The 17,196-nt window shown below is 62.3% G+C and carries 22 protein-coding genes; 8 read left to right on the top strand and 14 right to left on the bottom strand.

Annotated elements, in window-relative coordinates; translation table 11 throughout:
* The first annotated feature begins 26 nt into the window (after window positions 1–26).
* Window positions 27–407, top strand: a complete 381-nt coding sequence (locus ACQPXM_RS33885) for a RidA family protein (protein ID WP_432941574.1) — start codon at window positions 27–29, stop codon at window positions 405–407.
* 171 nt (window positions 408–578) lie between these two features.
* Here the strand turns inward: ACQPXM_RS33885 and ACQPXM_RS33880 are convergent, their stop codons facing one another.
* The 7 genes from ACQPXM_RS33880 to ACQPXM_RS33850 form a co-directional block, all read right to left on the bottom strand.
* A complete protein-coding gene (locus ACQPXM_RS33880) occupies window positions 579–926 on the bottom strand; it encodes a hypothetical protein (RefSeq protein WP_432941571.1) in 348 nt (115 codons plus the stop codon).
* Between the two features lie 291 nt (window positions 927–1,217).
* Window positions 1,218–1,775, bottom strand: a complete 558-nt coding sequence (locus ACQPXM_RS33875) for a hypothetical protein (protein WP_432941568.1) — start codon at window positions 1,773–1,775, stop codon at window positions 1,218–1,220.
* A gap of 13 nt (window positions 1,776–1,788) precedes the next feature.
* A complete protein-coding gene (locus ACQPXM_RS33870; RefSeq protein ID WP_432941566.1) occupies window positions 1,789–2,316 on the bottom strand; it encodes a DUF6286 domain-containing protein in 528 nt (175 codons plus the stop codon).
* Window positions 2,313–2,645: an Asp23/Gls24 family envelope stress response protein gene (locus tag ACQPXM_RS33865; RefSeq protein WP_432941564.1), complete on the bottom strand. Its 333-nt coding sequence runs from the start codon at window positions 2,643–2,645 to the stop codon at window positions 2,313–2,315. The genes ACQPXM_RS33870 and ACQPXM_RS33865 overlap by 4 nt, the downstream gene beginning before the upstream one ends.
* Window positions 2,646–2,769: 124 nt before the next feature.
* On the bottom strand, window positions 2,770–2,949 hold the full coding sequence (locus ACQPXM_RS33860) for a DUF2273 domain-containing protein (protein WP_432941561.1): 180 nt from the start codon (window positions 2,947–2,949) through the stop codon (window positions 2,770–2,772).
* Window positions 2,946–3,278, bottom strand: coding sequence for a hypothetical protein (locus ACQPXM_RS33855; protein ID WP_432941558.1), 333 nt, complete (start codon window positions 3,276–3,278; stop codon window positions 2,946–2,948). Before ACQPXM_RS33855 ends, ACQPXM_RS33860 begins: the two co-directional genes overlap by 4 nt.
* Window positions 3,275–3,757: an Asp23/Gls24 family envelope stress response protein gene (locus tag ACQPXM_RS33850; RefSeq protein WP_432941556.1), complete on the bottom strand. Its 483-nt coding sequence runs from the start codon at window positions 3,755–3,757 to the stop codon at window positions 3,275–3,277. Before ACQPXM_RS33850 ends, ACQPXM_RS33855 begins: the two co-directional genes overlap by 4 nt.
* A gap of 126 nt (window positions 3,758–3,883) precedes the next feature.
* On the opposite strand from ACQPXM_RS33850, the gene ACQPXM_RS33845 reads away from it, so the two are divergent.
* From ACQPXM_RS33845 to ACQPXM_RS33830, 4 genes are all read left to right on the top strand, one after another.
* Window positions 3,884–4,480, top strand: a complete 597-nt coding sequence (locus tag ACQPXM_RS33845) for an RNA polymerase sigma factor (RefSeq protein WP_432941554.1) — start codon at window positions 3,884–3,886, stop codon at window positions 4,478–4,480.
* Window positions 4,477–4,917 carry a hypothetical protein gene (locus tag ACQPXM_RS33840; protein WP_432941551.1) on the top strand — a complete coding sequence of 147 codons (441 nt, stop codon included), beginning with the start codon at window positions 4,477–4,479 and terminating at the stop codon, window positions 4,915–4,917. The genes ACQPXM_RS33845 and ACQPXM_RS33840 overlap by 4 nt, the downstream gene beginning before the upstream one ends.
* Before the next feature lie 1,119 nt (window positions 4,918–6,036).
* Complete coding sequence (locus ACQPXM_RS33835) at window positions 6,037–6,438, top strand: hypothetical protein (RefSeq protein ID WP_432941548.1); 402 nt, start codon at window positions 6,037–6,039, stop codon at window positions 6,436–6,438.
* 386 nt (window positions 6,439–6,824) lie between these two features.
* Complete coding sequence (locus ACQPXM_RS33830) at window positions 6,825–7,727, top strand: DUF5677 domain-containing protein (RefSeq protein WP_432941546.1); 903 nt, start codon at window positions 6,825–6,827, stop codon at window positions 7,725–7,727.
* 10 nt (window positions 7,728–7,737) lie between these two features.
* Here ACQPXM_RS33830 and ACQPXM_RS33825 read toward each other — a convergent pair whose 3' ends face one another.
* The 7 genes from ACQPXM_RS33825 to ACQPXM_RS33795 form a co-directional block, all read right to left on the bottom strand.
* Window positions 7,738–8,499, bottom strand: coding sequence for a DUF6119 family protein (locus tag ACQPXM_RS33825; protein ID WP_432941544.1), 762 nt, complete (start codon window positions 8,497–8,499; stop codon window positions 7,738–7,740).
* A 204-nt stretch (window positions 8,500–8,703) separates the two neighbouring features.
* On the bottom strand, window positions 8,704–9,186 hold the full coding sequence (locus tag ACQPXM_RS33820) for a DUF6119 family protein (protein ID WP_432941542.1): 483 nt from the start codon (window positions 9,184–9,186) through the stop codon (window positions 8,704–8,706).
* Window positions 9,187–9,227: 41 nt separating this feature from the next.
* Window positions 9,228–10,586, bottom strand: coding sequence for a restriction endonuclease subunit S (locus ACQPXM_RS33815; RefSeq protein WP_432941540.1), 1,359 nt, complete (start codon window positions 10,584–10,586; stop codon window positions 9,228–9,230).
* Entirely contained in the window at window positions 10,583–12,001 is a 1,419-nt protein-coding gene (locus ACQPXM_RS33810; RefSeq protein ID WP_432941538.1) for an N-6 DNA methylase, read from the bottom strand. The genes ACQPXM_RS33815 and ACQPXM_RS33810 overlap by 4 nt, the downstream gene beginning before the upstream one ends.
* Window positions 11,998–14,676: a type I restriction-modification enzyme R subunit C-terminal domain-containing protein gene (locus ACQPXM_RS33805; protein ID WP_432941536.1), complete on the bottom strand. Its 2,679-nt coding sequence runs from the start codon at window positions 14,674–14,676 to the stop codon at window positions 11,998–12,000. Before ACQPXM_RS33805 ends, ACQPXM_RS33810 begins: the two co-directional genes overlap by 4 nt.
* A 137-nt stretch (window positions 14,677–14,813) precedes the next feature.
* Window positions 14,814–15,053, bottom strand: coding sequence for a hypothetical protein (locus ACQPXM_RS33800; protein ID WP_432941533.1), 240 nt, complete (start codon window positions 15,051–15,053; stop codon window positions 14,814–14,816).
* A gap of 93 nt (window positions 15,054–15,146) precedes the next feature.
* Window positions 15,147–16,016, bottom strand: coding sequence for an RHS repeat-associated core domain-containing protein (locus ACQPXM_RS33795; RefSeq protein ID WP_432941530.1), 870 nt, complete (start codon window positions 16,014–16,016; stop codon window positions 15,147–15,149).
* Window positions 16,017–16,310: 294 nt separating this feature from the next.
* Here ACQPXM_RS33795 and ACQPXM_RS33790 point away from each other — a divergent pair, with 294 nt between their 5' ends.
* Genes ACQPXM_RS33790 through ACQPXM_RS33780 form a run of 3 tightly spaced genes read left to right on the top strand, consistent with a single transcriptional unit; the run spans window position 16,311 to window position 16,991 of the window.
* A complete protein-coding gene (locus tag ACQPXM_RS33790) occupies window positions 16,311–16,574 on the top strand; it encodes a hypothetical protein (RefSeq protein ID WP_432941528.1) in 264 nt (87 codons plus the stop codon).
* On the top strand, window positions 16,574–16,807 hold the full coding sequence (locus ACQPXM_RS33785; RefSeq protein WP_432941525.1) for a hypothetical protein: 234 nt from the start codon (window positions 16,574–16,576) through the stop codon (window positions 16,805–16,807). Before ACQPXM_RS33790 ends, ACQPXM_RS33785 begins: the two co-directional genes overlap by 1 nt.
* Before the next feature lie 16 nt (window positions 16,808–16,823).
* The gene (locus ACQPXM_RS33780) at window positions 16,824–16,991 is read left to right on the top strand and encodes a hypothetical protein (RefSeq protein WP_432941522.1); all 168 of its coding nucleotides are present in this window, start codon (window positions 16,824–16,826) and stop codon (window positions 16,989–16,991) included.
* Window positions 16,992–17,196: the final 205 nt, after the last annotated feature.

Raw genomic sequence — 17,196 nt, 5'->3', positions numbered from 1 at the left:
TGCGGGGGAGAACAGGGAGGACCGCCGTGGCACGGCAGATCATCACGACCGCGAACGCACCGAGTTCGCCGCTCTACAGCCAGGGAGTCAAGGCCGGACCCCACGTGCTGCTCTCGGGCATCGTCGGCATCGACCCGAACACCGGCAGCCTCGTCGACAACACCATCCAAGCTCAGACCAGACAAGCGCTGACCAATTGCGAGGCGATCCTCCAGGCCGGCGGCGCGACCCTGGACGACGTCCTCGAGGTCGGCGTACTGCTCACAAACCCGGCCGACTTCGCCGGCCTGAACGAGGAATACGCACGGTGGTTCCCATCCGACCCGCCGAGCCGCTACGTCGCCAAGCTCGGCGTCGACCTCCCCGGCCTGCTCGTCTCGATCCGGATGACCGCCTTCATCGGCTAGCGCACCCAACCGCATCCGAAGCAGGTCGCCGGTGCCGCTGGACCCCCTGCGTATTTCGGGCGGTGCCCGGCAGGATTCGAACCTGCGACGCACGGTTCAGGAATGCAGCGCTGATAGTTCGCACCACGGATGGCCCGACACTCTGGCCGCCTAGGACGCCCGGCGGCAGGCTTACGCCCAGCTGGAGTTGCACACCAGGACAGTCCGGGTGGTGCCCGCGCGCACCGAGAGGTATGCCGTCTTTGGCGCGATCCGGCCGTTGGCGAGCCGCTTCACGATGTATGTTCCGCCCCGGCCCTGGAAGTAGTAGGTGCCGATCGAGTCACGGGCGCTGGCCTGGACGCCGGGGCCGGTGACGGTCACCGTCACATCTCCCACGCTGCCACAGTTGAAGACCAGCTTGAGGTAGGCCTCGTTCTGCACGGCCGCCGCCGCGGGAGCAGTGTTCCCGACGGTGGGGACGAGCGTCGCCATGACAAGCGCGGCAGCAAGCAGGGTGGAACGAATGACGCGGAACATCCTGATTTCCTCTCAGAGGGGGCTACTGCACCGCACTGTAGATCCCAGCCGGCACGCGCCGCTGCCCGTACTCCGCCCGTACTCCCGCTCGTCGAGAAACCGTGATGTGGTTCACCGCATGGGTAGCGCTCGGGACCTGTGCAGTGGGGTCGGACGCTGCGGTCTGCGCGCGGTTGGCAGCGGGTGTGGTGGCGCTCAGACTCAGCGTCGCATGACTCATAGCCCCACATCGGTGCGCGGCGGTGGCGCCTCAACTACGCCGCAGGCCTCTGACCCGCGGGTCGGGCGGCTTCACTGCACGCGGGCTGACGTTTCCTCATGTCGGGCAACGTGGAGCTGGACGCGGTGGTGCAGGTCGTCGCGGCCGACGATGCGATGCAGATCGTGGCTGGCCTGTTCGGCCGCGGCTTGGACCGTGGCAAGGTCGGCGGTCGGTTCGATCGTGAGGTTCAGCTCAGCGACGAGCTGACCCCGGTCGGAGACCACCCGTCCGGCGCAGCTGCGCACGCCGGCGATCTGAGTCAGTGGGTGTCCCGCCGCGGTGGCGGTGGCGTTCGCATCGGCGGTGAGCCGCCCGGTGTGGTCGCTGCCCACCACCTGCAGCCGGCCCACACCGCGGCGGCGGAGGTGCCTGATCAGCCAGATCAGGCCGATCAGCACCAGAAGGACCCCGGCAGCGCCTGTTGCCCAGGGCCACCAAGCGGTCTGGGTGGTGTCGGGTAGCCAGCTGAACCGCAAGCGCGCGGGTGCGTCGGGGATGAGGTCGAACCGCCACCCGAGGGCGGCTGCACCAGCCGCGATCAGCGCGACGCCGAGCACGAATGCGGCCAGACGGTCCAGCGCGATCAATCCACGTCCCATCTCAGTGCTCCTCGACGACTCGCCTGCGGATCCGCGGCGGTGGCGACAAGACGGCGAGCCGTTGACCGACGGTGGTATCCAGATCGGTCGCGACCCGGGCGGTGTCGCCGATGGCCCGGACGGTGATCCTCACCGTCCTCCGTCGGGACTTGGCCCTGGCCGAGATGACGGAGTCGACCTCCTCCGCAGATTCGGCGGCCAGGCGGGCGATGTCGCGGCGCCGGATCCAGATGCCGTCCTGCCCGACGGCAACGTGGGTGTGGCGGCGCGGTTTCAAGGCTGCGACCAGGCACAGAAGCCCGGCAACGACGGCGATGACGCCGGCAGGGATCATCCAGTCAGCCGGCCGGACGGTCTCGAGTTCGCCGGCCAGCCATCCGGTCCACGATGGTCCGCTCACCGCGCCGGCAGCCTGCAGGGTGTCGCGGACGCCGGCCACACCGAGTGCGACGATGGCCACCGCGGTCAGGATTCCGATCGGCACGGCGGCGCTGACGCCGGCCGGCCGCTTGGCGGGTCCGTTGTTCATCTCTCGTCCTCGTCTCCCGTGCCGGGCACGGCAGGTGCCTTCGGGTCGATCGCGAAGGCCACGATGTCAACCGCGACGGCGTCGACGACAAGCCCGGTCAGCTCGGAGACTTGTTCGGCTACCAGCGAGCGGACGGCACCGGCGGTCTCGGGCAGCGGTCGTCCCCAGCGTGCGACGACCGCTACGTCCAGACGGACGTGTCGGCCGGCCACTTTCGCGGTGGCCTTCGGCAGGCCGCGGCCGAAGGTGGCCGACTGCCGCACCACCGCACGCACCCGCTGTGCGGCAACCTCGGCGATGCGTTCCACTGCCCGGGAACTGATCTCCAAGCTGCCCCGTGTGCCGCTGTCAACAGCCGCACCGGCAGATCGGCTTGGAACCAGGTCGCCTGGTGCGGCGCCCACTGCGGCCGGCGGGCCCGCCGATGCCGACGCGTTCATGTGACGGGATCTGTCAGCCACGCCCGCGGCGTGACATCAAGTCGTCGAAGGACTTCGACCCGCCTGCGAACAGGCCGACGGCGAAACCGGCCGCACCCAGAACGAGTGCGAGCAGGAAGCCGATGAACCCGCCGGCCGCAGCCGCGACGGCGACCAGCAGCCCGGCGAACAAGCCGATCACGGAGGTGCTCATGAATTCTCCTTCCGGGGGTGCTCACCCGCACGCTGGACCGCTGGACGCCGTTGTACGAGGTCTTCGACCGTCACGTAGACCGGCTGGTCGACCAACGGTTCGACCGCGGATCGGACGGCGTCGGCGGTGGCACGGACGGGGTAGTCCCAATAGAGCGTGACGTGGACCTCGACCCGCCTGCCGCCGATCCGGATGCCGGCCACTCTGGCGCCGGGAAGGTAGGTCCCGATCTCGCCGAACATCCCACCGTGCAGGTCCGCGACACCCTCCACCGACCGGGTCGCGGCGGCGATCTGCTCGGCCAGTTCGGATGCGTCGGCAATGGTCATTGGACCCGCCGCTCCGGCGGGACCTCGGTCGCGCCGCCGTCGCCTTCGTCGTCACCCTCGAGGTGGATGTCGTGGACGGCGATGTTCACCTCGGTGACCTCGAGCCCGGTCATCCGCTCGACCGCGCTGATCACGTTACGCCGGATGCCTTGGGCGAGGTCGGCGATGCTGACGCCGTAGTCGGCCACGATCGCGAGATCGATTGCGGCCTGGGTCTCTCCGACCTCGACCCCGACACCCTGGGCCATGTTCGTCCGCGATCCCGGGATCCGTTCTCGAAGCATCCCCACGGCACGCGCCGTACCGCCGCCGAGATTGTGCACCCCGTCCACCTCGCGGGTCGCGATCCCGGCAATCTTCGACACCACGGTTTCGGCGATGGTGGTCGTGCCGTGCTCGCTGCTCAGCGCTCCGCTGGCACCAACCGCCGTGTCACCGGAGGTCTTCACGGCGTCCGTACTGGCCTTGGTCTCGGTCATCGGATGGCCTTCTTCCTGTCTCTCCTGATCTCGTTTCTCGTAGGTTGGACGAGACGACCGGCCGGAACCTCACGCTGCGACCCGCGGAAACTTTCTCGTCCGGAGACAGTCGGTTTGAATGACTGTGTGAACGGGGTCACCTCCAGCCCGCGGCACGCCGGACCTGCCGGAGCAGAAGCTTGGGCAGACTCGGGTGACGACACGCTCCGGCGCGCTGCGGCGCTCGGTGACATCGAGGCCTTCGCCGCGATCATCGACCGGCACGGACCGTCGATGTTTCGCTACGCCCGCCATATGCTCAACGACTACGGCGACGCTGAGGAGGCGGTCCAGGATGCCTTTGTCGCGGCGTGGAGAGCCCTTCCCTACTTCCGCGGCGACGCCCCGCTGCGGACGTGGCTGTTCACCGTTACCGGCCGCAAGGCCGTCGACCTGTTCCGTAAGAAGCGCGCCGTCCCGGTCGAGGCGACCACGGTCACCGACGTGCCCGCGGCCGGGACGGATCCGGCGGGCCGGGCCGTCGAGGCCGGACTGCTCGACGCACTCGGCGCGGCGTTGGCCGAACTGCCCTGGCTCCAGCGGGCCGTCTGGTTGCTCCGCGAGGTCGAACAAATGAGTTACGCCGAGATCGCCATCGTGCTGAACACCACTCCCACCGTGGTCCGCGGTCAGCTTGCCCGGGCTCGGGTCGAGTTGCGTCACCGGTTGGAGGCCTGGCGATGACCGACGATGTCCTGAGCCGGGCCGGCGACGCGGCCCGCAGCTACGCCGAACCCGGCTGGGTCGACATCTCTGCCACGATCAAGCAGCGACTCCGGACCGTCACCCAGGGGTCGCGCCCGATCCGCGCCGCAGCCGACAACGGCACCACGCTGTTCGTCACCGACCGCGTGTTGATCAGCGCCCTCCGCGTGGCCATCGCCCCACTGCGCTGCGAACTGGAGCGGGTCCAGCTGACCGGGCCCGGCGACACCTGCACCGGAGCCGTGCTCGATGTAGTCGGTTCGTACGGCCAGGACCTTCAGTACCTCGCCGACCAGATCCGCACCACCGCCTACCGGGTTTTCACCGACCTCCTCGGCCCGATCGATCCACCCTTCGGCACCGACGGAATCGACGTCGTCATCACCGACCTCACCACCGCCCCAGACCACTACTGACGGAGCCACCGCGAGTGATGGTGGCGCATGCGGGCACCTGGTGGTTACGACGCCGGTCTGTCCGGGGCTCCAGCGTTCAGAAGCGACGCCGGGGCTGCCCACGAGGCGGGCTCACCAAGCTTCCACGGGCTCTGGCGCCGGTCTGAGGAGACCATCCAGGGGCGGTCCATGACTTCAACAACTGATTCCGGGGATTCGCTGGTCGTGTGCTACGTGATCACCACGACCGGCATCGGCGTCGGCTACCACTGAGCCTTCACCCATGGCTCCTTCAAGAGCAGGCGTGGCCTCACGATCGCCCTCGCAGTCGCCGGCATGGCGCTCGAAGGACCCGTCATCCGCTGGGTGGCCGACCACCGCAAACATCACAAGTACGCCGATCGGGACGGCGATCCCCACTCGCCCTGGCGCTACGGCACCACCGGTTGGGCAGTGACCCAAGGGATTCGTCTTCGCCCACGTGGGATGGGTGCTCTGGGGCCAGGACCGGGACGACCCAAAGCACTACGCCCCGGACCTCCCGACCGCGACCTGGTGGCGATCGCGCGGCACTTCCGCGCGTCGGTCGCGCTCTCATTGCTGGCTCCCGCGATCACCGGCGGCCTGTGGGACGGGTCGTGGCACGATGCGGCGACCGGGTTCTTCTGGGGGACTCTGGTGCGCATCGCCCTGATGCACCACGTCACGTTCTCCATCAACTCGATCTGTCACGGCACCGGTCTGAATCCCTTCACGGCGCGGGACCGGGCGGGAAACGTCTGGTGGCTGGCCGTACTGAGTCAGGGCGAGTCATGGCACAGACCCCACCAGCGCACGCCACGGTGTACTCACGGGACAGGTCGACATCAACGCCTGGTTCATCAATCGACTCGAACAGCTTGGCTGGGCGTACGACGTCAAATGGCCGGACCAGGAACGCCTCAAGACAAGCGCGCGGCCGCCGCTTGACCTAGTGCGCTCCAGCCGTCGCGCTACGGACTAGCGGCTGCGGTGCGCGAACAGCGCCTCAACTCGTACACGCCTGCCTCCCGTCCACGCCGCTGGGCGGTTTCTGCGGGGGTACTTGCCTGGCATCTACGTGTCCCGCCGTGGAGGTACTGTCGCTGAGGAGGCCACGACATGACAGCACCGAACACCGCCAGCGGCGCGACGAACAGCGCCTCCGTGGCGACGAGCCTCGCACCTGCGCTGAGTGACCTGCGAGAAGCGTCCCTGCGGTACGCCACTGTGAAGGCGTCACGGAAGGTGGAGGACTGGGCTGACGACCTGCGCGGTTTCGCGGCCACCGGAGGGCCTGCTACGCAGGCGGCCTTCGCGGGCCTGCAAGCCAAGCTGCGGGGGAACAACCCTGTCTGGGCTGCGATCAAGGGCGCCTGGTCGGGGGCGAGCCCCTGGCTGAAACTGGCTGTGGTGCTGATCTTGATACTGACGTTGTTGCTGGGCCCTGTCGTACTGCTCGTCCTCGTGCTCGGGCTACTGCTTGCCGCGCTCGTCGCAGGCATTCGAGCCGCCACCCGGTGATCAGGCCCCGAAGCGAGCGCGACACGCACCTGACCCGCAGTCTAGAACGGTGCCCCTGATAGGACGTCTTTCGAACATACAATTCGTCACGGAACTGAGTAGATAATTAACACAGAGTGATGGATCTGTCGAGGTTACCGTCGGGCCGCCGATCGATGCCGGACCACACTGCCGGTGTGGATGTGGTGAAGCCATCGCGCCAAATCGAAAGTTTGTGAACCAGACTCACTACAGCAAGTGGTTAAGCAGCCAACGGTACTTCGGAAAGAATCGCAGGCTGGTCGGACAATGAGGACAACTGTAGGGGCTACGGAGTTGGTAATGGGACAAGCGACGCGACAACTCAACGGTATCGGGCACAATATCCTCCCACGTATACTAGATCTATGGAAAGCGAGCCCTTGAGCAGCGAAACCTGGCCAGATGAGTATAAAGTCGATATCGCGAGCCTAGATGAGGCACAGAGCGAATCACCGTTTCTTCGGGCCTCGTTCGAGCTGCTGAAGGAGGCTACTGGCCTCACCGCTCTGGCCGCGGGACTGACCACAAACCAGTCGGAGACCGGCCATGATCGTAACTGCGCTGTTCTCGTCGGTCATCTCGTACGAATGACCAAGCTGATGAGAACGCTGATCCGCGCGGTTGTCGATGGCCACGGAGGCGACCAGCAAATGCAGCTTGTACGCCAGTTCATCGATTCCGCTTCTACACTCGCATATCTACTAGAAGACGCCGACGATTCTGGCAGATTCCAGTCATACTTAATGGACAGCCTGATCGCCGAGCGCGAGTTCCTCATGGACGTCCGCAGGCAAGTTGCTGACCGTGGGGGTAAGCGACTTCCGATCGAAGAGCGCATTGAGCAGTCTATAGCCGATACATTCGCGTCAGCCGGCCTTGACGAAACCCAGATTCCCTCGCGCAAGAAGAATGGTTGGCCGAGCGCTCAAGAACGCATCGCTCTCTTGGGTCCAGTGGCCTACGTCGCCTTCAGAATGGGTTCTGGCGCTATACACGGCAGCTGGCATGATATTGTCCGCAACCACCTCGAGGAAGTTTCCCCTGGCCTGTATGCTCCCAACGTCGACGCCGCACCTCTCAGGCCTCAGTCGTTCTTCGCGATGGCGCTGCTCGGAGTTGACTGTGCCAGGCGATATATCGAGCGGCGCTTCCCAGACGAGGCGGAGCTTGTAACTCCGAGGTACGACCGCTTCGTTGCCAAGTTGAATGATGCCGATGCAAGACACGAGCGCTACCTTGCGAACCGCACGGGCGCAGCTGCAGAGTAAGTCCTGCCGTTTAGCGACGCAAAGACAACTTAACCCTGGGCTCGATGCCAAGCTCTCGGCATCTGCGAGCCCAGGCCTCGATCTTCTGCTTGAGGATGATCGAGTTTGACTCGGATATCCGGCTGGGCACTTGCTGGAGCTTGAAGCCCAGCCAAAGGCAATAGGCCTTTACATCTTGGTCGAGCTTCTTTACATTCGCGTTGTTCCGGATGATTTCCAGCACGGCAATTGCTTGATCGCATACGTAACCGAGCTTCTGTGCAGTACCAAATTTGACTGCGTATACAGTGTCCCTCTTGTGTAAGTCCCAAGCCTCAATGGGAGTTGACACCTTGGTTTTGATCTTTGAGAAGTCCTTATCAGCAACTGAGTAGCCGAGATTCCCTACCGTCGCCGACGTATTGAATGCGCCTTCATCCGTTTCAATATCCTGAAGCTCTGGTTCTGTCTCCTCAACCACGATCCCATCCACATACTCATTCAGTTGATCGACGTAGTCCTCGTTGAAGCGAACCCAGCGCCCTTGCGACAGCATGACATTCTCGCCATCCACGATGAAGTCAAGCGCCTCCTTAAGCGGCTTCGAATAGGACTTTTGACCCTCATTATCAACGTGAATCCGAATATTTAGGATCTCGTCTTCCTTGATACCTTCCGCAGTGATGTACGACCTTAGCACTCCGAGGTCGAGCTCCTGGTCGCCCAACTCCTGCTTCTTATGGCCTCGGCAAGAAAGTGCGAATCTCTCGTTGCCAGAGAAGACAATCAACACCTACTATATCGTGCCCACCGTGCGTAAACTCGGTTAGCTCCTCATCGCTGGTTATGGCAGCAAGCAATTTCTGGTCATACCTCACTACCTCTGTGTCTTCGGTGATAACTGTGGTACGAGGCAACTTGAACCTCGGGTCTTCATCTAGTAGTGCCACCACTCTTTCGAGCAACTCGGCGATCTCAGTCTTGTCAATGGGAGCGCTCAATAGTACTGACGAACCAACTTACCGGTTGGGCCGAATACTTCTCGAGCGTCCAGACTAATAGCCGCCCGAAGATAGTCGACCGATTCACCGCTCTCGATGTCTAAAGGGGTGTTGCTTGTATAGCTCTTAATCTCTTTCTTCTTCCCCGCAAACTTCTTTGACGCGGTTTGCTTGATGTCGCTCTCATCTGCAATTCGCTTGGCGAGTTCGATACCGAAGTCATGCTCGCAAAACGGCCGCACATAGAAATGACTCTTGCCGTACGTTAGGACGAAGCAGCGGTCGCCCCTCTGAAAAACGTATGCGCCGAAATAGATGAGGTTCAGAAATTCGGTGTCGCCGAAGAACTCAGCAAATGTACTGACCCATGGGATTGGGTTCGGTTCCTCGTCCTTGGAGAAGTAGAAGGTAGTCTTCCAGTCTCCTTGCTCATCGACGTTGATGGGCTCGAGGCCGACCGACGCGAACTTCTCTTCCATGGAGGACACATTGATCGATGGCACTGAAAAGATATTCAGCTTCACAGCTCGTGGCCCACCTGTGTCAGATCACCGCGGAACGCCTTCGCGAGGACAGCCTGCGGGCTGCGCTCGACGCGGAGTACGGCGGCCGCTATCCGACGCTCAAGAATATTTGCAGCCTTGAAGAGCTCGTCGACCCGCCGCCATATTTCCTTCTGCTCCTCGGTTGGCGGCAGAGCAAGAGTTGTCGACAGAATCTTGGCCTGCGACAAGTTGCGCATGGAGTCGCTTGTGCCCGTTGCTCGTTCGGAGAACTGGCCTCGCACGAGCGGAGAGCTAAGCACATAGTTGAGCCACGGTGCTTCGATTCCCGCTCGCGGAACCAGTCGAAGGCTCTTATCGCTGAGCAGAAGACGGGGTCGAATCTCTCCAACCAATACGGTAGCTCCGACCAGGTCAGCCGTGTTGGCTCGCGATAGTAAGAGGTCGCCGCTGCGGACTTCAAAGTCGGGGTTAATGTGCCGCCCATCCGGAACAGCCTTGTTTTCATCTTCGAGAAAACTGCCCCATGACATAGCACTGACTTTAATTACGCCCCATTCGTCAGGGTCGGCCGGTCGTCCAAGTGCACTGAATGACTTGCCGGCTTCGATGTGGTCGATCAAGAGATCGAGTGTCACTATCTCCCAATCAGCTTGAAGCTCGTCGATCAGGTCTGCCTGAGGCTCGGTGGGTGGCCTACGCCTGCCAGTCTTTCTAAGACTCTTCACCAGTTCATCGACGCCTCCCTTGTGCTCTTCCCGCCAATCGGCAGTGAGGCGGCCTAAGGATGCCGCGGCTAGGACTGACCGACGGAAACGCTCGATAGCACGCTGAGCCTGCGCAAGGTGTTTTAGTGCGGATGCCCGGCCCTCGGCGATTTTGGCCACTCGGACGGCGAGCTGGTGTTGGACCGCAAGTGGAGGTGTAATAAGGTGCGACTCATTAAGCTTTCCCTTGGTGATGTGCGCAAGACCAACACCACCCTGGGCACCAGAGATATATTCGTTGAGGTTGAAGTCGAGAGCAAGTTTCAGGAAGTCGCGATCGAAATCCTCCGATGAGAAGTCAACTCGGAAGATGTGCTGATTGATCCAGGCCTCGGGACCGTTCCACACATGGGCACCGAATGATGTGCCAGGCGTGCCCGACCAAGCAAATAGGAGGTCGCCGGGCTCAGCTCGAAAGCGGTCGGGCAGGCTGCCCTCATAATAGTTGTGCCGGGCGGAACCGGATTTGAGGTTCTGAATACGAATGATAGGTATCCCCGACTGACTCCACTCGGACGCCTTGAATGCGTACCCGTTTTGGAGCTTCAGGACATCCCCAACCCGTCGACGCGTCCAACCCAGTGGAAGTTCCTCCGCATTCTCGGTCACGAGTCGCCTCCGTTACCTTCGAGGAGGTGCTGAATGTCCGCGAGGTCGTCCAGGGCGAGCTGGAGCTCTTCCGTGGCCTCGGTGATTAGCTCCTCGGGCTCCGGGATCTCGTCGGGGTCGTCGAGCTCCTTGTCACGGATCCACTTGAACGCGTCAAGCTTGTAGTGATGTGCCTTAATGTCATGAAGGCTGAAGCTACGCCAGCGACCCTCCGAGGAATCACCCTTATCTCGCTTGCTGCGGCCATTGGGGTCGTCGCCGAAGCATTGTTCGAACTCCGTGAAGTGCCTTCCTGCCAGGGGCCGGCTTGTCTTGGTGATTTTGGGGACGTTAGCTCGTGCGTCGTAGATCCAGGTTCTCTCAGTAGGTCGACCCTTGGTGAAGAAGATGACGTTGGTCTTCGTTCCCTCTGTGTACGGGCTGAATGTACCGCGCGGGCAGCGCAGGACCGTGTGGACGTCACAGTCCTGCATGAGCAGCTCGAACACCTCACCGGCCTGGTTAGCGAAGAGGACGTTATCTGGAACGACGACTGCCGCGCGACCGCCAGGCTTGAGCGTCGTTAGGACGTGCTGGAGAAAGTTGAGCTGCTTGTTGCTGGTCGATACGACGAAGTCGTCGCGGACTGGCGCCTGGTTGGCGCCCTTCGTGCCAAACGGAGGGTTGGTGAGGATGACATCGAAGCGTTGACGACTTGGCTCCTCGTATATGGAGTCGCCGAGCGAGATGTGCGGCTCTACCTGGTGGAGGTACATGTTCATGAGCGCCAGCCGCCGCGGCCTGGGCACGAGTTCCTGACCGAAGTAGGTCTGCTTGCGTACACGCAGAGCGGTCTCGCGGTCGAACGCGCCTCCAGTTTCGTCCTTCAGCCACTCATAGGCAGCTACGAGGAAGCCGCCGGTACCACAAGCGGGATCGCTGATGGCAAAATCCTTGCTCGCTCGTGGGTCGGGCTTGATGCAGCGCACCATGGACTGGATTAGGAGCCGTGGCGTGAAGTACTGGCCGGCACCTTTCTTGCCCTCCGCTGCGGCCTTCTCCAGAAGACCTTCGAAGGCTGCCGCTTTGATGTCGACGTCCAGCGATGTCCACTCGGTCTCATCGATGATCCCGATGAGCTTCTGCAAGTTGACCGGGTTCCCGAAGCGGCTCTGCGCCCCGCTGAAGATGTCGCCGAGGATGCCGTGTTCCTTGCCGAGAGTGCGTAGGGCCTCGATGTAGGCGTCGAGCAGGTCTGTCCCGCTCTGCTTGCGGAAATACGGCCAATCAGTCTCGTCTGGTAGCTCGATCCCGCGCTCGTCAGCCATCTTGATGAACAGCAAGTAAGTCAACTGCTCGATGTAGTCGCCGTAGTCCACGCCGTCGTGGCGCAGGACGTGGCAGAAGCCCCATAGTTTTCCAACAACATCTGTCACGCTGCTACAAGCTCCTCATTTAATTCGTCGATCAGCTCGGCGAGTTGGCCCTCGAACACCCGGTTGGCGCGGCCCCAGCCGCCATGGTCGGAGAGTACCGGGATGGCCTCGAAGTCGTCGCGCTCGATGGAGAGGTTTGCGACGAGGTGTTGCCGGATGTACTCGATCCAGGTGGTCTGAGCGTCAGACAGGGTCCGCCCAGCGACCACACGATCAACGGCCTGGTTGACCCGCTCCTCAGCTGTGAGCAGCGGAGAGGTGTCGACCGCGGCACGCTTCACCATGGAGATGATGTCGGCGAGGGCCTTGTGATGGGCGGCGTGGAAGGCTCGTTGCAGGTTGGCTTCAGTGAAGTGCTCGGGCGCCTGCGTGAGCGCCTGGCGCAGCTCGGTCAGCGGTGCCGCACCCCAGTCCTTGGGTCGCGACAGCAGGATCGAGATCGCTTGCACCTGGTCCTGGTGCTCGTGGACGAAGGAGGCGAAGGCCTCCAGGTACTCACTGGGCTTGTACTCCTGCCCGGTGCCGGCTCGGATGAGCCACTCGGAGGACACCTCGTCGGTTACGCCTGGGGCGACGAGGAATGTCCGCTGGGCGCGTGGGTAGTCGAGCAGGAGCTTCTGGAAATCGGGATTGCGCAGGATGCGCATGGTGTCAGCGAAGGTGCGACGCAGGAGCGCGGCGAGGTCCTCGGCGAAGGCAGCGAGGTCGCCGCCCGGGATGAAGCGGGCGAACAGGTCGCGGGCGTCGCCGGACATCTGCTTGTCGATACGCTGGAGGCGTTTGGTGAGCCGGCGGGTGTTGTATGCGCGGTCCTTGTTCTGCCAGATCTCTTCGATGATCTGAGCGATGCTCTTGCCATCGCCTTCAGGCGGTTCGACAGTCATGCCGGTGGTGTTGCGGAAGTACTCAAAGAGCGTGCCATCGAAGCAGTCGAAGACCACGAAGTGTGACTTGTCTGGGTACTTATCGCCCTTGCGTGTGCCCCGGCCGAGCATCTGCTCGAACAGGATGCGGGACTTCACCGGGCGCAGGAAGACGATGTACTCGAGGTCGGGGATGTCAACGCCCGTCGTAAGCAGGTCGACGGTAACGACTACCCCAGGGTTGGGGCGGTTGCGAAACTCTCGGATGCGCTGCAGCGGTCGGTCGACCCGTCCGGTGATCTTGGCAACGAACGATTCGCCGCGGCCGAAGATGTCGCGTGCCAAGTCCACAAGCTGGTCGGCATGGGAGGTGTGAGGCAGGTCGTTGGCAGCGAAGATGAGCATCTTGGGGAAACGGCCATACTGCTCTTCGTGCTCATCCGCGAATGCCTTCAGCTCCTCGATGATCTTGCGGTTCGAGTCTGGTGCAGTGATCTTGCGCTCGACTTCGGTGGCGTCAAAGCTTCGTTCATCCTCCAGCAAGTCGAGCTGTCGGGTTCCGGTCTCGGGGTCGACCTGGTCAACCTGCTCGCCCTCGCCGAGGAAGACGCCATTCATGCGTACGTTCGAGCGGACCCGGACGACGTCGTAGTCGACCAGGTGACCCTCGCGCACGGCGCGGTCGTACTCGTAGCGGAAAACCAGGTTCTCGAAGTACGCGACCGTATGAGCAGCCGGCGTCGCAGTGAGGCCGACTTTGACGGCATCAAAGTGGTCGAGCGTGGTGCGCCATACCGACATGTCCTTGGCAGAGTACCCGCGGTGGCACTCGTCGGCGATGATCAGATCGAAGGCGTGGATGGGGATGTTCAGCTGTTCCACGTCGGCGTCGATCGCCTCGTCGTCGATGCGGAGCGCGCCCTCGCCACCCAACAGGTTCATGGCCATGCGCTGGATCGTGCAGACGTAGACGAACGCATCGCCGAGCTTCGGGTTAGTCAGCAACGAGTTCGGCATGACGTTGGGGTCCCAGGTGCTGCCCTCGTCCAGATCGGACTGCTGGAAACGCTGCGAGTACACCGGATAGATCTTGTCGAACTTCAAGCCCGGCTCGGCCTCAAACGAGGCGAAGGCGCGCACCGCCTGCGCGGCGAGCGCCTTGCGGTCGACTAGGAACAGGATGCGGCGGGCGGTACCGGACTTCATGAGCCGGTAAGCCTCATTGACCATGGTCAGCGTCTTGCCGGTGCCCGTTGCCATGGCGACAAGCATCTTGCGCTTGCGATCTCGGATTGCCTGCTCGATAGCAGTGTTGGCCTCGACTTGGTACGGCCGCATTCGAAGGTTCTGCGGGATGGTTGCGAGAGCCTCAATCTCCGAGTCGAAGTCGCGAGACAGCATCTCATCCAAGGCGGCGGGCGTGTGAAATCCTGAAACACGCCTGGAGCGGTTGAGCTCGTGGCGGACGTCGTGGAACCAGGTCACTTCGCCGTTGGTTGAGTACAGAAAGGGCACGCCGAACTCATCCTGGTATTTCGGCGACTGACCGATGCCTTTCGAATATCGCTCGGCCTGGACGAGCACCCCTTGAGGACCGAGCGTCACCTTCTTGGCTTCGACGACGCCACGGACCTCGTCACCATCACAGAGTGCGTAGTCGGCCGGGCCTGCGCTGGAGGGGTACTCCTCGAACGCTACGCGCTTGTACGGATGTGTGTCGGTGCCGCGAAACGGAACGATCGACCAGCCCGCAGCCTTCAGGCGGGGGTCGATGCGCTGCTTCCTTGTGTGTCGCTCAAGCTCTGTTGCCATTCCGCCCCTTTGTGCCAGCCCACCCCTAAATACAGTTACTCTATGTTACCGAGGATCCATGCGAGCGGCAAGGCTGGAGACTGGATCGGTCGCGCTGTTGGGCCAGGGCATGCTCTGGCAGGATCTTCCTATACGCCTCAGACGACTGCGTAACTTGCTCTTCTGATCGAACAAAGCAAGGAATGGCCGTGGGCCAGGGCTTTAGTAGTATGAACAATGAGCAGCACCACGGTGATGGCAAGAATCAAGAATGCCCACCATGCTCGCTCCCAGACCAGCTCCATGTCTCCAACCATCAAGACTCCCAGACCGAGGAAGAGAGTACCCGACAAGCCCAGAATAATTCCTCGCCGGTGCAAATGCGTGTACTCGGTCAATTTGCCATTTGATCGTCCACAAATGCATTCGGGGACAGAGCGCTTCTTTGTTATGTCAGGTGCAAACTTCATTCATATACCTCTCTAGTTATTCTACAGCATCCCGTATTGGCCGCGTATAATCTTGTCAAGATTGCTCAGCACCTTGGCGTTCGAGCTGACCGCCGGACGTGGAGAGGTGTTGGTGATGCGAGCTGCTGCGCTAGAGAATGAAGCGCCTACGACGGCCTGAGTTCTGGTTTTGGCAGCAACGACCCTCTTGCTAACTGCCTTCTGTGACAATCCTGCTGCTTTGCCTGACGCCGCTATTTTCGGCGCAACTTTGGAGACAACTGCGCCTGTGACGACGGCGGCCCCTAAACCGCCGAACATTTCTGCGCCAACTGACAATACGCCTACCCGGATTGCTGTCCAGCCGCTGCCTGTATTCGTGTATGCCTGTGCAGCTGAGACGCCAGCTCCCAATGCGATCGCGCCACCGCACACCAGAGCGCCGACTATGCAGGCGCCGACGCCGAGTCCAATAAGCGCAACTGTCAGGCCCGATCCCATCGCGTTCGCATTGTCTCCCGCGTTTATAACTATCCCCTTCGCCCAATCTCCTGCCTCACTATTCCCATCAAGGTCAAACGAGTTAATTGGATCGGCTGGATAGACATAGGCGTTAGCCGTGCCTCCTTCTATGGGATCGACCTGGAGGAACCGGCCGAGCGAGGCGATGTAGACACGAGCGCCCATTTGTGTGGGAGCAAGGGCGAAGGCGCTCTCGGTAGCTTTCTCGTGTTGACCCACCCAGCCGTAGGTGGAACCTGTGGCGGTGTTGTCTGGGGTGGTCGAAACGGAGTTGCCGAACGGGTCATAGGTGAAGGTGGATTGGCTAGCTCCCGATGCATCCGTAGTGGCCATGACGTCACCATGGACATTGACCAGAGACCAGGTGGAGGTGCTGGTGCGCTTGGTCAAGAATGTGCCACCAGGAAGCTGGAGGTATCGCTCCTGCACGTTGTTACTGGTGGACTTGCAGATCGAAGGAACGTACCAGGACGCGGTTGCCAGACGGTACCGGGGTGATCACCCTGTTGGGGATCTTCTGCAGTATCGAATCCTGGAGAAGGCCGTTCGGCCTGGAGCGGGATCTGGTTCATCTTCTCGCTCTGACTCTTACGGAGGTCCTTACCAAACCTCCAAGCCTCGAAAACTGAACCATCTAGGCGGCCCTTCTTTCCCTAGATTCTTTGGGGAAAGGAGGGCTGACCTATGAGTGACATCGAACGCTATCTAGGCAGAACCCCAGCCCGTCAACATCGCCGAGCCCTGGATGAAGTACATCGGGGTGAGATCTTCCGCGCGGAACGGATCGCCGCCAAAGGCCGGCTGGTGCGTCGAGCGGTGGGCGAGACCGTTCTTACCGCCCTGGCAGTAGAAGAGGCCGCCCGGATCGCTCCATCCGGCATCCCCGAGTACGGCATGATCGCGGCCATCGGGGCACAAGCCCTCATCCAAGACATCATGGACTTCTGATGTTGAGCGCCGTGGTTGTCTATCTCGTGGGCGGGGGAGCGCTGGTTCTACTGGTCTCGGTGGGCGCGTGGATGATCCGAGCCGAGCAGGACATGACGCCTGAAACTGTTGCTCGGCGAGCTGCCGTGCTTATGGAGAAGCAGACCGCACAGCGCATCGCCGAGACCGGAGAGGCCACTCGCCAGGCAATCCGGGAGGCAGCGGAACGCCGGCGCCGCGACCGCTTCGGCTGACGGCCCGCTAAGAGCGATGTTCGCGAAGCTGATGCACCGGGTGATGGCCGCGGTGGTCGTGCTGCTGGCTGCGGCGGCCGGAGCTCGACTGGCCGCCGAGCTTATGGAGCCGCTTGTGCCGCTCCTGATAGTGGCGGTGACCTTGGGCGTGATCTACGCCCTCCTGTTTAACCGATTCCGGTGACTACCGAGTCGAATACGACACTCGAAGGAGACACGATGAACTTTGGGACGACGGACGCGCAAGCAACTGGTTGGCCGAATGGAAGCTGCCGATCGGGTGGAGCGAGAGCGGGCGTTGCGACGTCTGCGGCGTGAGATCAAGGCCCTCCGGCGCGATGGCTTAGCCGAGCCCGAGGCCGACGAGGCGACGGACGACTCGTGGCTTG

Origin of the sequence: Kribbella sp. CA-253562, from assembly GCF_050942265.1 — a bacterium.
Classification (GTDB): domain Bacteria; phylum Actinomycetota; class Actinomycetes; order Propionibacteriales; family Kribbellaceae; genus Kribbella.
Note: the sequence above shows the minus strand (reverse complement) of the source record. Positions and strands in the feature narration are given on the sequence as shown.

Bases quoted from the DNA above. Each gene is read 5' to 3' on its own strand.
- ACQPXM_RS33840 (WP_432941551.1), top strand. From the start codon at position 4,477: ATGACCGACGATGTCCTGAGCCGGGCCGGCGACGCGGCCCGCAGCTAC.
- ACQPXM_RS33860 (WP_432941561.1), bottom strand. From the start codon at position 2,949: ATGAGCACCTCCGTGATCGGCTTGTTCGCCGGGCTGCTGGTCGCCGTC.
- ACQPXM_RS33855 (WP_432941558.1), bottom strand. From the start codon at position 3,278: ATGACCATTGCCGACGCATCCGAACTGGCCGAGCAGATCGCCGCCGCG.
- ACQPXM_RS33790 (WP_432941528.1), top strand. From the start codon at position 16,311: ATGAGTGACATCGAACGCTATCTAGGCAGAACCCCAGCCCGTCAACAT.
- ACQPXM_RS33835 (WP_432941548.1), top strand. From the start codon at position 6,037: ATGACAGCACCGAACACCGCCAGCGGCGCGACGAACAGCGCCTCCGTG.
- ACQPXM_RS33850 (WP_432941556.1), bottom strand. From the start codon at position 3,757: ATGACCGAGACCAAGGCCAGTACGGACGCCGTGAAGACCTCCGGTGAC.
- ACQPXM_RS33805 (WP_432941536.1), bottom strand. From the start codon at position 14,676: ATGGCAACAGAGCTTGAGCGACACACAAGGAAGCAGCGCATCGACCCC.
- ACQPXM_RS33870 (WP_432941566.1), bottom strand. From the start codon at position 2,316: ATGAACAACGGACCCGCCAAGCGGCCGGCCGGCGTCAGCGCCGCCGTG.
- ACQPXM_RS33820 (WP_432941542.1), bottom strand. From the start codon at position 9,186: ATGGAAGAGAAGTTCGCGTCGGTCGGCCTCGAGCCCATCAACGTCGAT.
- ACQPXM_RS33880 (WP_432941571.1), bottom strand. From the start codon at position 926: ATGTTCCGCGTCATTCGTTCCACCCTGCTTGCTGCCGCGCTTGTCATG.
- ACQPXM_RS33830 (WP_432941546.1), top strand. From the start codon at position 6,825: ATGGAAAGCGAGCCCTTGAGCAGCGAAACCTGGCCAGATGAGTATAAA.
- ACQPXM_RS33780 (WP_432941522.1), top strand. From the start codon at position 16,824: ATGTTCGCGAAGCTGATGCACCGGGTGATGGCCGCGGTGGTCGTGCTG.
- ACQPXM_RS33785 (WP_432941525.1), top strand. From the start codon at position 16,574: ATGTTGAGCGCCGTGGTTGTCTATCTCGTGGGCGGGGGAGCGCTGGTT.